Source organism: Cryobacterium sp. PAMC25264 (assembly GCF_019443325.1).
GTDB lineage: Bacteria > Actinomycetota > Actinomycetes > Actinomycetales > Microbacteriaceae > Cryobacterium.
In genome coordinates this window covers 2,719,930-2,733,949 of sequence record NZ_CP080383.1, presented here as the reverse complement: position 1 = coordinate 2,733,949, position 14,020 = coordinate 2,719,930, and the positions used below count along the sequence as shown (strand labels likewise).

At 62.7% G+C, this 14,020-nt stretch carries 10 protein-coding genes and 3 pseudogenes; 9 read left to right on the top strand and 4 right to left on the bottom strand.

Annotation, left to right across the window (positions count from 1 at the left end; all coding sequences use genetic code 11):
* Positions 1-64 precede the first annotated feature (64 nt).
* The 9 genes and pseudogenes from KY500_RS12715 (at position 65) to istB (KY500_RS12675) (ending at position 8,371) form a co-directional block, all read left to right on the top strand.
* A complete protein-coding gene (locus KY500_RS12715; RefSeq protein ID WP_219900858.1) occupies positions 65-592 on the top strand; it encodes a VanZ family protein in 528 nt (175 codons plus the stop codon).
* Positions 593-975: 383 nt separating this feature from the next.
* Positions 976-1,233 (top strand): helix-turn-helix domain-containing protein, encoded by a 258-nt coding sequence (locus KY500_RS12710; RefSeq protein ID WP_370626811.1) that lies wholly within the window; start codon positions 976-978, stop codon positions 1,231-1,233.
* A gap of 160 nt (positions 1,234-1,393) precedes the next feature.
* A pseudogene (istA, locus tag KY500_RS12705) lies at positions 1,394-2,962 on the top strand (IS21 family transposase).
* Complete coding sequence (locus tag KY500_RS12700; protein ID WP_219900857.1) at positions 2,959-3,714, top strand: ATP-binding protein; 756 nt, start codon at positions 2,959-2,961, stop codon at positions 3,712-3,714. Before istA (KY500_RS12705) ends, KY500_RS12700 begins: the two are co-directional and overlap by 4 nt.
* A 96-nt stretch (positions 3,715-3,810) precedes the next feature.
* A complete protein-coding gene (locus tag KY500_RS12695; protein WP_255579277.1) occupies positions 3,811-4,329 on the top strand; it encodes a hypothetical protein in 519 nt (172 codons plus the stop codon).
* Positions 4,330-4,496: 167 nt separating this feature from the next.
* Positions 4,497-6,020 (top strand): annotated as a pseudogene (istA, locus tag KY500_RS19620) (IS21 family transposase).
* Positions 6,017-6,796: an IS21-like element helper ATPase IstB gene (gene istB / locus KY500_RS12685; RefSeq protein ID WP_219900856.1), complete on the top strand. Its 780-nt coding sequence runs from the start codon at positions 6,017-6,019 to the stop codon at positions 6,794-6,796. Before istA (KY500_RS19620) ends, istB (KY500_RS12685) begins: the two are co-directional and overlap by 4 nt.
* Positions 6,797-6,920: 124 nt before the next feature.
* Positions 6,921-7,556 (top strand): hypothetical protein, encoded by a 636-nt coding sequence (locus KY500_RS12680; protein WP_255579276.1) that lies wholly within the window; start codon positions 6,921-6,923, stop codon positions 7,554-7,556.
* Complete coding sequence (istB, locus tag KY500_RS12675) at positions 7,553-8,371, top strand: IS21-like element helper ATPase IstB (protein ID WP_219900855.1); 819 nt, start codon at positions 7,553-7,555, stop codon at positions 8,369-8,371. The genes KY500_RS12680 and istB (KY500_RS12675) overlap by 4 nt, the downstream gene beginning before the upstream one ends.
* A gap of 286 nt (positions 8,372-8,657) precedes the next feature.
* Here the strand turns inward: istB (KY500_RS12675) and KY500_RS12670 are convergent, their stop codons facing one another.
* The 4 genes and pseudogenes from KY500_RS12670 to KY500_RS12655 all read right to left on the bottom strand — a co-directional run bounded on the left by KY500_RS12670 (position 8,658) and on the right by KY500_RS12655 (position 13,874).
* Entirely contained in the window at positions 8,658-9,680 is a 1,023-nt protein-coding gene (locus KY500_RS12670) for an acyltransferase (RefSeq protein ID WP_255579275.1), read from the bottom strand.
* 78 nt (positions 9,681-9,758) lie between these two features.
* Positions 9,759-11,166 (bottom strand): annotated as a pseudogene (locus KY500_RS12665) (IS3 family transposase).
* A gap of 169 nt (positions 11,167-11,335) precedes the next feature.
* Positions 11,336-11,860, bottom strand: coding sequence for an SGNH/GDSL hydrolase family protein (locus KY500_RS12660; RefSeq protein WP_255579273.1), 525 nt, complete (start codon positions 11,858-11,860; stop codon positions 11,336-11,338).
* Between the two features lie 268 nt (positions 11,861-12,128).
* Positions 12,129-13,874 carry a DUF4012 domain-containing protein gene (locus KY500_RS12655; RefSeq protein WP_219900852.1) on the bottom strand — a complete coding sequence of 582 codons (1,746 nt, stop codon included), beginning with the start codon at positions 13,872-13,874 and terminating at the stop codon, positions 12,129-12,131.
* Positions 13,875-14,020 lie beyond the last annotated feature (146 nt).

The following is a 14,020-nucleotide window of genomic DNA, read 5'->3' as shown; positions in this document are numbered from 1 at the left end:
CGTCTATAGCAAATGGCGCAGATTACCCACTGCGAACTAGAAGACACTCACTTATTGGGGGAACATGTCTGGATTTGCACCACATGCCGGTATTCCGCGGAAGAGCCGAGTTCGCGAATGGCTCTCGGTTCTTGCGCTTCTCGCATATATCTCTGTCGTTCTACTCGCGACGCTCTCGCCGACACCGCTCGATCAGGGTTACCAGGGTTCGATCGACAAAGTCTTGACTGTTCTGCACCGCAACGGTGTTCCCGAGTGGTTCGGCTACAACAAGCTTGAGTTCTCCGCCAACATTTTTATGTTCATACCCCTCGGGTTCCTAATCACTTTGTTGCTTCCGCTCAAGATCTGGTGGCTTTCGATTGTCTTCTGCCCGGCGCTCTCCGGCGCGATTGAATTGTCCCAAGGAGCGTTTCTATCGGCGCGTTTTGCGAGCTGGGGTGACGTCGCATCAAATTCGATCGGAGCCTTGATCGGCATCATCGTTGCCGTGTGTCTGAGACAACTCGTTTATCAGCGCGACGAGAAGCTCGTAGAGCGGGCGCTGTGGGAGCGAGGCGCCGTAGCCACACGAACGGGGCTTCCTTCTTGAGCTGCTGAGCAGGCACTTTCGAACTGGGTCAGAGTCCAGAAGTTGCGTTATATGAGGCCGTAGTCGAGGCAGATGACGCTCGCAGCCGGCGCAATTTGCGTGCCGTTGTCTGTGGGAGTCAGCATGATGGCACCCGCAGATTCGCTCAGCGAAGATCGCGGAAGTTCCGTCTGCGATTCGCTCAACCAATTGGGACCGCCCAGTTCCGACGCTCCTGCTAGACGACTACTCACCGGCTCTGAGCAGGTGACGGCGCTCACTGAAATTCCTCAGTTCTGTTAACTGAAATTCCCCACTCCGGGTCGCTTCCGCGCATAGAAGCGGGCCTCCCTCGATGCTGATGGTCTTCGACCACACACCAGCTCGAGAGAGGCCCTACTCCTATGCTTTCAGAGGAGGACGACGTGGACATCCACGCGCTCAAACGACAAGGGATGACGATCAGTGAGATCGCCCGCCGCACCGACCATGACCGCAAAACCATCCGCGCCTATCTCGCCGGCGACCGCAGCCCGGGAGTCCGCAGACGCGCCGAGCCCGACCCATTTGATCAGTTCGTCGACTATGTCACCGCAAGACTGACGGAGGACCCCCACCTCTGGGGAATCACTCTGCATGACGAGTTGATCCCGCTGGGCTGAGTATTTGCGTTCCTGAGCGCCACCGATATTGCGGTTGAGCGCCACTTGGTTGCTGTCGGGGTCGCGTCTTTGAGCTCCACTGAATATGCGGGTTGAGCGCCACTGTTCGTAGGCTCCTTCTGCCGTGTGCTCTATCACGCGGCAGAAGGAGTAATCACAGATGGTACGGAAGATCAAAGCGAAGATGGTGCTCAGGCTGCGCAGCGAAGGGCTTTCGGGGCGGCAGATCGCCGCGCAGGGATTGTCCCGGCATAGTGTGGCGGCGGTGCTCGAGGCCGCGGATCGGAAAAGGTGACCTGGGATGACGTCGCCGGCCTGGACGACGCCGCGGTGTATGCGCGGTTGTTTCCCGACCGGGGTGCGCATGAAAGCGTGCATACGCAGCCCGACTGGACTCACGTGCATCGCGAGCTCGCCCGGGTCGGCGTGACGCTGAAGCTGTTGCATGGCGAATACGTGGATCGGTGCCGAGCCGCAGCCGAGACGGCGATGGGATATGACCGGTTTTGCAAGAACTACCAGCAGCATGTCCTCGTCATCGGCGCCGCGTCCCGGGTTGGCCATAAGGCCGGCAGACGGTCGAGGTCGACTGGTCCGGGCCGACGATGCAGCTCACCGACCCGATGACGGCGTTTTGACACGGGTGTTCTTGTTCGTCGGGTGCTTGCCGTTTTCCAGATACGCGTTCGTGGAACCAGCAGTGGATATGCAGCAGAACACCTGGCTGCGCGCGCACGTGGCAATGTTCGACTGGTTGGCGGGAGCGTGCCTCGGGTCGTGCCGACAACCTCAAGACCGGCGTGATCAAGCACCCGCAGAGGGCGAAGTGGTCCTCAACGAGGCGTATCGGGAGTTGGCCGCGCACTACTCCGCCGCGGTGCTGCCGGGCAGGGTTCGGAAGCCTAAAGATAAGGCGAGCGTGGAGAACACCGTCGGTCACGTCGCAACGTGGGTGATCGCCGGGCTCCGTCATCGCCAGTTCGGCACGTTGGCCGAGTTGCGGGCCGCGGTCTATGAGCGGATGGAAGCGTATAACCGTGAACCGTTCCAGAAACGCCAGGGCTCGCGCCTGAGCGTGTTCGACGCCGAGGAACGACCGCTGCTGCGGCCGTTGCCGGCGGTCGCGTTCGAGATCAGCCGGTGGGCGTATGGGCGCCGGGTGCAAAAGAACGGCCATGTGGTCTGGGAGAAGAACTTCTACTCCGTGCCCTACGCCCATATCGGCCGCGCGGTCGATCTGCGCGTGACGGAGAGCATGATCGAGGTGTTCGGCGATAGTGAGCGGCTGACCAGTCACCTGCTGGCGCCGGCAGGCGTGACCAACGAGTACCGCACGCATGACGCCGATCTGCCAGGCGGGCCCAGATACCGGCAATGGGACTCGGCTCGGGTCCGAGAATGGGCCGGTCGCATCGGCGAGAACGCGGTGACTGTCGTGAACCGTATCTTCGAATCCGTTCCCGTCGACGAGCAGGGCCTGGACGCCGCATTGGCGGTGCTGCGACTCACCCGCCGCTACTCGGCGGCGAGGGTCGAAGCGGCCTGCCAGATCGCGTTGGCTTCCCGGGTCCGGTCGCCCCGGTATGCGCATCTGCGCCCGATCCTGGAGACCGGACAAGACCAACCCGGCAGACGATGGCCGAGGTTCGAGCCCGTCACCGAGACGGCCTCTGCCGAGCCGGCCGGATACGTCCGAGGCGCCGACTACTACGCAGGAGAGACCCGATGACGCGCATCGATGGCGAGAGCAAGCGCAAGCTCCGAGAGATGGGAGTGACCTCGCTGGTCGACGCGCTCGAGACCCAAGACGACACCCTCACCCTCGGGATGCCTTTCGAGGAACGGATCAAGCTCCTCGTCGATGACGCGCACGCGACTTTCACCCACGCGAAAGTCGAAGGCCTGATCCGGCGGGCCGGGCTGCGCTACCCCAACGCCGACCTGCGCAAGCTCGACCTCATCGAGCAACGTGGCCTGGACCGCGGGATCATCGCCCAGCTGGGCACCTGCACCTGCACCTTCATCGAGAGGCGGCAGAACGTCGTGTTCCAAGGATTCACCGGGTCCGGAAAGTCCTACCTCGGATCGGCACTGGCGAAGCAAGCCTGCCAACACCGGTATCGGGCGCATTACATCCGCATGCCCGACCTCGAAGAAGCCTGGGCTGCCGGCCGCGACAAGCCCGGAGGAAAAGAGAAGTTCCTCCGGAAATACGCGGCGTTCACCCTTCTCGTAATCGATGAATGGCTGCTCGACCAGCCGGACGACAACACCCGCAGCATGCTCCTCGAGCTCCTGGAACGCCGCTACGACACCACCTCGACCGTGTTCTGCACCCAGTACGCCAAGAAGGACTGGCATCAGCGTCTGGGCTCCGGCGTTCACGCCGACGCGATCATGGACCGCATCGTGCACCGCACGATCTGGATCGAGACCGGCGGCACCAACATGCGCGAACACACCGCGGACAACGCGGCGTGACCCACGCCGGTGAGCGCGAGCCAACCGCTGGCGCTCACCGGCAATATCCAGTGGTGCCCGAACGCAATATTCAGTGGCGCTCAACGGCAATAACTGGTGGCGCTCAAGGGTCCAAATACTCAGCTGGGCTACTCGGGGTCGTATCAAACCCTGACCCGGCAAGTCCGGGAGAGAAAACTGCGGCCGGCCTGCACCGCCTGCGCTCACGTGACGAAACGGCCGAACGCGATCATCGAGCACCCGCCCGGTGAGGAAACCCAATACGACTGGGTCGAGATGCCCAACCCGCCTCTGAGCTGGGGCTTCCCGACCAAACGCGCCTACGTCCTCGTCGGATCCCTCGCGCACTCCGGGGTTTGGCGGGCGGTGATTTCCCCATCGATGGACCTGCCACATCTATTGGCGGCGATGACGCAGCAGCTCAGTTTGCTCGGTGGGCTCACCCACACCTGGCGGTTCGACCGGATGACGACCGTGTTGAAAGTCGGCACCAGCGATCTAACACCGATGTTCGCCGCGTTCTCCAAACATCACGCCGTCAGCGTCGTTGCCTGCCGGCCCCGGTCGGGGAACCGCAAAGGCGTGGTGTTAGCGGCCATGACAAACTGCCCATAGGCGGCCACGGAACTGCCCACTGACGGCCAGTAGAACTGCCCGCTGGTGGCCATGAGATCTGCCCACTTCTATTTCTGAACCCCCGCCCGGTTACACGGCGGGAGCCCCTTCCTGGGTTTTGATGACGGTGTCTAGTCGCATCAAAGTCGCCCAGGAAGAGGCCCTGAATGAAGTTTGACGGAGAAATCATGGAAATACTCGCTGCCTACGACCTGACCGGGTCGTTACGCGCAACAGCCGAGCTCACCGGCTGCTCGCACCACACCGTTGCCCGGCACGTCGCGGCCCGCGACGCCGGCCGGCCGATCGCCGAGCCCGCGTTCCGGGGCCGGGTCACGGACCCGTTCCTACCCAAGATCGAGGAATGGGTCGAGAAGTCCCAGGCAAGATCCGCTCCGACAAGGCCCACGAGAAGCTCCGGGCCTTGGGCTATGACGGTTCCGAGCGGTCGACCCGGCGGGCGGTCGCGCAGGTCCGCGCCGCGTTCCGGCTGGGCCAGGTGCGAGTGCACCGACCGTGGATTACGGAGCCGGGCATGTGGTTGCAGTATGACTTCGGCGACGGCCCCGTCATCGACGGCAAGAAGACCGTGTTGTTCGTCGCCTGGCTGGCCTGGGCACGGTTCCGCATCGTGATCGCGCTGCGCGATCGGACGGCGCCAAGCGTGTTCGCCGCGCTGGATCGCTCGTTCCGGCTTCTCGGCGGAGCCCCAACTTACGTCCTGACCGACAACGAGAAGACCGTCACCGTCTCGCATGTTGCCGGCGTTCCGGTGCGCAACCCGCAGACGGTCGACTTCGCCCGGCACTATGGCGTGACGGTGCTTACCTGCCAGCCCGCAGACCCGGCTTCCAAGGGCGGGGTGGAGTCGTCGGTGAAGCTCGCCAAGGCTGACATCGTGCCCAAAGACACCAACCTGCGCCGAATACGCCTCGTTCGCCGAGGTCGAAGCGGCCTGCGAAACGTTTATGGTCGAGGTCAACAACCGGGAGCACCGCGCCACCAAACGCAAGCCCTCGGCGATGCTCGAGGAGGAACGACCCCGGCTGCACCGGGTCCCCGACACGGCGCACACCGTCGCGCTGGGCTTGACCCGCGCCGTTCCGGAGAACACGCCGATGGTCACGTTCGAGACCGGCCAGTACTCCGTCCCGGCGCACCTGCTCGGCGCCCGCGTGTTCGTTCGCAGCCACGGCGTTGGCGCCGACGAGCAGGTCGTCATCGTCCACGTCGGCACTGACGGACCCGTCGAAGTCGCCCGGCACCACCGGGCCCGGCCCGGCAGCCCACGTATTGACGACGCCCACTTCCCGGACCACCGGGAGAAGATCCCCGGCGACTACACGATCACCCCGCGCAGCAGCGCAGAAACGGAGTTCCTCGCCATCGGCGCCGGCGCGCACGCCTGGCTACTCGAAGCCGCCGCGGCCGGCACCGCGAGGATGAACGTGAAGATGGCCGAAGCCGTCGCGCTAGCCAAGATCAGTGGCACCGCCCGAGTCGACACGGCACTGGGTCAAGCGGCGACTTACGGGCGTTTCGCGACCGGTGACCTCGCCTCCCTCCTCGGGGCAGGCGGCGCCCGCCCGCCCGCTCGGACAGCGACGGAGACCAGCTCGCTCGCGCAGGGCACCGCTGGGTGGGCTGCGATCGGGCAGGCCGACGGCGACACGCTGGAGCAAAGCGCATGAGCGTCACGGCAACCGCCGCGCCCGCGCTGCCGGCTGAGCTGGAAGTGTTGATGCGGCAGCTGAAGATGCCCTACGCCCGCGCCCTGGCCCCCGAGCTCATCGCGACCGCCCGGGCGCAACGATGGGAACCCACCGAGATCATCAAGGCCCTCTTCGTCGAGGAAGTCACCGGCCGGTCCCGGTCGATGCTCGCGACCAGACGCCGCGCGGCAGGGTTCCCGACCGGGAAAACGTTTGACACCTGGGACGAGACGGCGTCCTCGATCCCGGTGCCCACCCAGCATGCGCTCCGCACGTTGGAATGGATCGGCCGGAAGGAAAACGTCGTCGTTTGCGGGCCCTCCGGGACCGGGAAGACGTTCTTCCTCGAGGCCCTCGGTCAGCAAGTCGTCGAGGCCGGCATGCGGGTCGCCTGGTTCCGACTCGAAGACCTCGGCGCCCTCGTCAGGGCGCACCGCGCCGACGACTCCGTCGGCCGGGTCGTGGCCCGGATCCTGCGCTCGGACTTGATCGTGATCGATGACATCGGGCTGCTCGAAGTCGGCGCCGACGCGGCCGAGGGCCTCTATCGACTCGTCGATGCCGCCTACGAGAAACGGTCCATCGCGATCTCGTCGAACCTGCACCCGGCCGGCTTTGACGAGCTCATGCCCAAGACCCTCGCGACGGCGACCGTTGACCGGCTCCTGCACCACGCCCACGTCTGCCAAACCTCGGGCGACTCAATCCGCCTCACCCAGGCCCTCGCCGGGAAGGGCGTCACGAAGATGAGTTAGACCACCAACGACCGCGCATGGCCAACGCCACCAACACCCAGGTGGGCAGATCTGTTGGCCATGAGTGGGCAGTTTCCGTGGCCACCAGCGGGCAATTCTGCTGGCCGCCTACGGGCAGTTCTTAATGGCCATTGACAGCGTGGTCGAGAAGAACAACCACACCGCCGCCCAAAGGTGGTGGCGGAACCTTCCCGATGACCTCACTCTCGAGCAAGCTCAGGACCGCTTGACCGCCTTCGCCACTAGCCAGGACAACCGACGGCGGGAGGGCCGCGACGGCTCCACCACCGCCGCGGCGATGTTCGCCGCCGAACGGCTGCGTTCGTTGCCGCCGATCGTGTTCCCCGTCGTCGTCACCGAACAACGCACCGCCACCCGCCAGGCGCTGATCGACTGGCGCGGCAACCGCTACTCCGTCCCACCAGAGCTGGCCGCAGACCGGGTGGTGATCCACCAACGCCTGGGCGCGGCAACGATCGACATCGCCACCATCTCCGGTGTTGTCGTCGCTCGCCACCAGCTCGCCGAACCCGGCCTTGGCGTGACAATCCGCGACGGCGGCCACGTCACCGCCCTCGACGCCATCGCCTTAGCCTCGGCACCACCCGGGCGGCCGCACCGGAAGAAGGAACGCATCCCACCCGGACTTGATGCCCGTCGCGCCGCTTTGGCGCTAACCGGCGATCCCGACCCCACCACAACCGTGATCGATTTGGCCGCCTACGAGCAGGCCGCGAAGAACAGGAACACCCTGCCATGACCACCACCCCGACCCTATCGACCGCAACATCGGCAAGCATCTACCAACAGCTCACAGGCCACCTCACCGACCTGAAACTAGCCGATGCCGCCGAGGCGCTGCCCCGGATCCTCGACCAGGCCCAAGCCGAGAGCTGGTCTCTGACCCAGGCCCTCGAGCAGCTACTTGCCATCGAGGTCACCGCCACCGATGCACGGAAACTGTCGGGCCGGTTCCGCTTCGCGAACCTCCCTACCGGGGCGACGCTTCAGGACTTCGACCTCGACGCCGCGTCCGGCATCGACCGCAACCTGCTCGCTGAGCTCGGCACCTGCCGTTACCTGGAAACAGCGACGAACGTGTTGCTAATCGGCCCGCCCGGAGTCGGAAAAACCCACATCGCTACCGGCCTTGGCCATGCCGCGATCCAGGCCGGCTACCGGGTCTATTTCACCTCCGCCGCCGACCTCGCCGCCCGCTGCCATAGAGCGGCGATCGAGGGAAAGTGGGGCACGATGATGCGCTTCTTCGCCGGCCCGACGCTACTCGTGATTGACGAGCTGGGGTATTTGCCGCTGCCGGCCGAGGCTGCCTCGGCGCTGTTCCAGGTCATCAACCAGCGCTACTTGAAGACCTCGATCGTGATCACCACCAACCGGCCCGTTGGAGCTTGGGGTGAGATCCTCGGCGACACCACCGTCGCTGCCGCGATGCTCGACCGGCTCCTGCACCGCTCCGTCGTCGTCACCCTCGACGGAGCGTCCTACCGACTGCGCAACCACGCCGCCGCATCGGACGAGCTCAGGCGCATCACCACCGGCACAAACTTCCGCTAACCTAACCCCGCGACCTGGGGAAGATCGATCAACAACTCTGAGGAACTTCGATGAGCGCCGTCACAGGGGCATCAGCTCTCATTGTTTCGATCGCAAGCGAACGGCCTAGCAACCTCCATTGAGATCAAGCCCAGTTGTGGCCAGGTCGCCGACTTTCATTAGCTGAAACCGATGGTCGTGCTGCCATGCAATGGCCCGCCGGTGCCAGGGTGGAGGCCCTGAATGTCGACAGGCTTGATGACATCGCCTGGCCGCGTGTCACGCCGTGAGCGCACGCACTAAGTACTTATGCAGGTGCTGCAGCTGGTTCCCTCAACTGCGGCACTCGGGTCTTTAATGTCAAGGCAGGCTTCTCGATAAGTGCGCTGCTAAGGAAGGCCAGCGGGACGGTGATGAGGATGGAGAGCGATACAAACGCCCAAACTGATATCGCCCCACCAGGGAAGATCAGCGCCAGGAGCTGCTGTACGACACATCCGTAGATGTAGATACCGTATGAAATATCGTAACGGGATCCAACCTTCTGCAGCGGTAGAACGTTGCCGAGCTTGACGATCAAGAACGCGAGTGGCAATGGCGCCAGCGTCACAGCGAAACCAGATGCTGTAGCCAGCGCGAGTGCCGCGATTGCCAGGACCACCATGACCGGACCCGCATTAATGTGATTCCCGCAAAGGTAGACGACTCCGCCCGCCAGGAATGCGACAAGCAACGGAGCGGCGATGACGACTAGTTCGTTTACGGCGAGTGAGCGCGAGTAGAAGGCCGATGCAGCAATCGTCACAACGATAAAGGAGATCGTCAAGGAAGTCGCCAGATAACGTCTGCGGATGACACTAACGAAGATCCCTATAAAGACGTAGCACGCCGCTTCGTAGAATAACGTCCAAAGGGGACCGTCCCAGTTGTTAGCGAACGGGACCGTATTCAAAGTGTCGCCAATCGACTGCTGGCCATACACCGGCGGATAGAGGAACAAGTTGTGATAGACGTAGCCGATTGCATCAACGAGGCTGTACTGTCCAGGGCCGATGGCGGTCGACAGGGGAGCCGCGACGAAGGCAATGACGAGTAAGCAGACAATAAACGCCGGGAAGATGCGCAGGAACCTTGCCCAGTAGAACTCGATTGCGGGGCGTCCCGATAGGCGACTACGCGTGATGAGATACCCCGAAATCACGAAAAAGCCGCACACCGACCAGGTTCCCAGCGCCACGCCGCCGACCTGCGGCTGAGGACCGTAACCGCCCAACTGCCACGAATGGGAAACGACGACCATTGTTGCCAATAGAAGGCGAAGCGCATTCAACGCATTTGATCGCGGGTCGAAACTTCCATTGATTGTGCTGTTCCGGAATTTGTCAAGGTGAATGAGGCCAGCGTGAGTTTAGGCGGCTAGTTTCCGTTCGGCCTCCACGACGGCTGGTTCGGCTGGTTGGTTGATCCAGGCTGGCCCGGGTAGGGCGAGGATCTTCGGTGGGGCACTGCTGCTGAAGCGTTCCGGGTTCTGTGCTCGGGCGGCGGCGAGGACCTTGCCGCGTTCGATGGCGCGGCCGGCGGCGAGGCCGTAGTGAACGTCGGCGGGCGTGTTCAACCCGATGCCGGTGTGGTGGTGGGTGTGGTTGTAGCCCTCGACGAATCGGTTCATGAAGAGGCGTGCTTCGCCGAGAGTGCCGAAGCGTTCCGGGAACACCGGGGCGAACTTCAGCGTCTTGAACCACGCCTCGGAGTACGGGTTGTCGTTGCTCACCCGGGGCCGTGAATGCGACTTCGTGACCTCCAAATCCGAGAGCAACGCGGCCACGGTCTTCGATGTCATCGACGTGCCGCGGTCGGCGTGAACAACGTGGGGAACGCCGTGGATGCCGAAGGTTTCCTTCATCATCTCCACTGCGAGCTCGCCGGATTCTGAGGCGTGAACGTAGGCGCCGACGATGTAGCGGGAGTAGATATCGATCATCACGTAGCAGTCGAAGTAGCGGCCTTTGACGGGCCCGGCGAGCTTGGTGATGTCCCACGAGTAGACCTGGCCGGGCCCGGTCGCGACCAGTTCCGGATCGCCCGGGCAGGGTGGCGGGCCAGACGGCGGCGTTCCTTGACGAGCTTGTTCGTCGCCAACACCCGGTAAATCGTGGAGATCGACGCCAGATACACGCCCTGATCCAGCAGGCGGGCATAGATCTGGATCGGCGCCAGATCCACCAGCTCGGGCGATAGAACCAACGTCAGGATCTGGGCTCGCTCGGCCTCGCTGAGCTTGTTCACTGGCACCGCCGAGACCCGCCGTGTCGGGGTTTGGACCGGTGTTCGCGTTGCGGTGGCCCGAGATACTCCGGCCAGCCGGGCCGCGGTGCGGGTCGGGACGTTTGCGGCGGTGAGGTCGCGGTAGGCGGCCATCAGGATTTCGTGTGCGGGGGTTCGTCCCGCGAGCTCTTGGACAACTGCTCCAAGAGCTCGTGTGCTTTTCCCATGATCGTCAGCGCTACTTCCGTGGTCGCCAACCGCTGCTCAGCCTGCGACAGTTGCCGGCGCAACTTCGCGATCTCGGCTTGCTCCGCGCTCAACCGGCCGATCTTCTCGCCCGGCTGTTTACCCTCAAGAACGCCCGCGTCGCGGAGCTTTCGCCACTCCGTGATCTGCGAGGAATAGATGCCCTGCTCGCGCAAATACGCGCCGCCCTCGTTACGGGTGATGGCATCGTCATAGGCGGCTAGATGCTCAAGCTTCTGCGCGGGCGTGTAGGACCGGCGGGGCGTGGGACCGCCGGACCTTGGGCCGGGACTTCGGTTACTCATGGAACTATCGTCGCGCACGACGATCAACGATGGGCTGGACATGATCGGGGACTTCCTGGTTCTCGCCCTACATCAAACGGCGGACTTGCTCTGAGCTACTGGCCTCACCCAACCCTGACACGTAGGGTTCCCCCACGCTCTGCGCGCCATCGTCCGCGCCCGGGTCATCTCAATCACGGAGGAGCTCATCCAGCTTGAGTTTCATTGTCTGTCCCATGAGCGCTTCGCCTTCAGTATTCGGGCGCAGTCCGTCGTCGGTAAGTCCCACCACGTAGGTCTCACCATTTCGTATATCTTCCGTGGGATCGATCCAGTCCCAGCCCTGAGTCTCGGCGAATACTTGGATCGTCTCGTTGTACCGCTCCGCGAGTCCGGGCTTTGGATCGAGCGGAGTGATGGCCGAAATGACCACGCGACGCGCATCGACGGTGTCAGCGATGCCAACTAGGTTTGCCTCCGTCGTCGCGATGTCGTCTCCGAAGAAGACATCGTTGGTCCCGGCGAAGATTAGTAGCACGTCAGCGTCCACAGGAACAACGTGTGCGAGCATCGCGGCAGTGTGTGAGCCCGGGACGGCCCATCCTCCAGCGAAAGAATAATCCTTTCCGAGTACCTGCATTACCCAGGAACCGGGGTCGATGTCGCCGGCGCCAAAGTCTGGACTCATCACGGCAGTGACAGAATCGCCGACCACCGCGAGAGAAATCGGGAGCGGCGGAGCGGGAGACGGTGGTTCGGTCGGAGGGACGCTTGTGCACCCGCTCAGCAAGATAAGGGCGAGGACTGCGACAGAGACTCGTGGACGTGACACGGTACAACCATAGAGGGTGCACGCCTAGCCCTCCGCCATACCGAATCACCTGATCCTGAGGCAATTTCATAACGCCTAGTTAGACCTGGTCCAGCCGCCATGCCGGCCGCAAGTAGGAGCGCCGAAATGGCGCCACTCCAGGGGGGTAGAGCTATCCGCAGCCGGGGGACTCGATCGAGACCGAAGTGGAATTGATCATCGGGGTGCCGCGCACTTGAAGGCTTCCATATTGTCCGGGTTGGCCCGTGAACGTCGCAGTCACAGCGGTTGTCTCGCCCGGAGCCAAGTCGGCTGTGAACTTAGCAACAGGCCGCCCAAGATCATTGGAGCCAGCATCAACTACTGTCTCGATGCCCTCCTGATCGACTCGAGCGTCAGCGACGGTGGCGCCAACGGGGCCGTACACGAATATTTGAGTACGAAACTTTTCGGCACCAAAATTAAAGCTCTTGACGTAGTCAGGCAGGTCGTTGGCCTGGTCGACGGTGAGATTGGAGTGGAGTGTGACCGTGGTTGTGAAAGTTGGAGTCTCCGCAGTGCAGACATCGCTCGTGGTCTGAGTAGCCGTCTGCAAGTAATAGTCGATCTTCGATGCCGAGGTGTCCCTGTAATACACACCTACGACAGTCGCGTCATCATTCGCAACGGGAAGGACGCCTTGGACTCGAGTGCCGTCAAACGCGGCTTGTTCCTCTGGGTTGGCACTCCACATCATTATGCTTCCTTGATCGACGCTGTACGTGATGGCATCGATCATCGCCTTCATGTCGAACGAACCGCTCATGACCTTGTCCAGAACTGCAGCGGCAGCTTCGGAAAAGAAGCTGTCGACAACATCGCCCTCGGTGTAACTGTTGTATCTGAAGTAGATTTCATTGACCAAAAGGGACACGGCGTTATCGCTAGACAGCACATCGCCCGAGCTGAGGGTGATGGGGCCCGTGGCCTTAAGGATCTGGGCCAAGGCGAGTGGGTCCACTGAAATTACGCCGTCAACAGCCGTGGCCTTGTCTCGGAGCCAGTATGCCTGGATGATCTTTGCCGCGGTTGGAAAATCCGGCCTGCTCGTCGAAGTGTTCGAGTGAGTGAGTAGGTAGTCGCTGTACAGGTCGATCGCGCTCTGATCCACTGGTACGTCAACCGCAACCCCCTCAACGAAGTCGGCGCTGCTGGCCTGTCCGGCCACGGCGATTGCTCCGTCATTCGCACTCATGAGCGTGTAGGAAGCAGAACTGCCACCAAGTGCCGTTGACTCTGCGTTGTTCTGGAATGCCAAGACATACTTGCGCTCGCCTTCAGCACCGAGGGCTGCACCCGCAATGTTCACTAGGGGAGCCGCAGAGGTCAGGGCGGAGTCTGCCTGAGACAGAACGCCAGAGAGCTTTTCCACAGCGGCCTTGACCGGGCCGACGGTTGCACTCGCATCGACCGAGTTGACGCGAGCGAGCGACTGAGAAATAACGGTCTGAGCCGACGCGACTATCGTCTTTGCCTCGGCCAACGGCGTTAGGTCGAAACCCCCCGTGACGGGGTCCCTCGCGGTGATGTCAAAGGATCCTGAAAGGTCAACAGCAGGTACGGCGACCTCTTGCACTAGGTCATCGATACTCTCGGCGACCGCGCGCACTGCAGACAGATTGGTGCCCACGTAGGGAATCAGTTCGGCCGCGCGCCATGTCAGATCTGCAGTTCCGGCCGAAGCGCTGGAGGACTTCTGCTGCAGCTTCTGGCTGGTGGAGGAAACCGATGTGAAGTCTCCATTTCCTATCTTGGTCTGGAGTTCATCAACTAACACTTGAGACGCTTCGAGGTCCGTTTTCACCACAAGCACGCGAGTGGCGAGCCAGGTCACACAGGCGAGAAGCAAGATTCCGGCCACGACGAGGCCGATTCTCACCCTCTTTCTTGTTGTGGATTGCCGACGTTCGTGGCGTGCGTTGGCGCGGGCGGAGCGTACTGGTATACGCCGAGAGACTCGTGGATTCACAGGTCCACCCTAGATGAGCAAGCATGTGAGATTTGTTTAGGCGCACAGCTACCAGC

What these genes read in the sequence shown, in the direction of transcription:
- KY500_RS12710 (WP_370626811.1), top strand. Translation starts at nt 976, where the DNA reads ATGCTTTCAGAGGAGGACGACGTGGACATCCACGCGCTCAAACGACAA.
- istB (WP_219900855.1), top strand. Translation starts at nt 7,553, where the DNA reads ATGACCACCACCCCGACCCTATCGACCGCAACATCGGCAAGCATCTAC.
- istB (WP_219900856.1), top strand. Translation starts at nt 6,017, where the DNA reads ATGAGCGTCACGGCAACCGCCGCGCCCGCGCTGCCGGCTGAGCTGGAA.
- KY500_RS12715 (WP_219900858.1), top strand. Translation starts at nt 65, where the DNA reads ATGTCTGGATTTGCACCACATGCCGGTATTCCGCGGAAGAGCCGAGTT.
- KY500_RS12680 (WP_255579276.1), top strand. Translation starts at nt 6,921, where the DNA reads ATGGCCATTGACAGCGTGGTCGAGAAGAACAACCACACCGCCGCCCAA.
- KY500_RS12700 (WP_219900857.1), top strand. Translation starts at nt 2,959, where the DNA reads ATGACGCGCATCGATGGCGAGAGCAAGCGCAAGCTCCGAGAGATGGGA.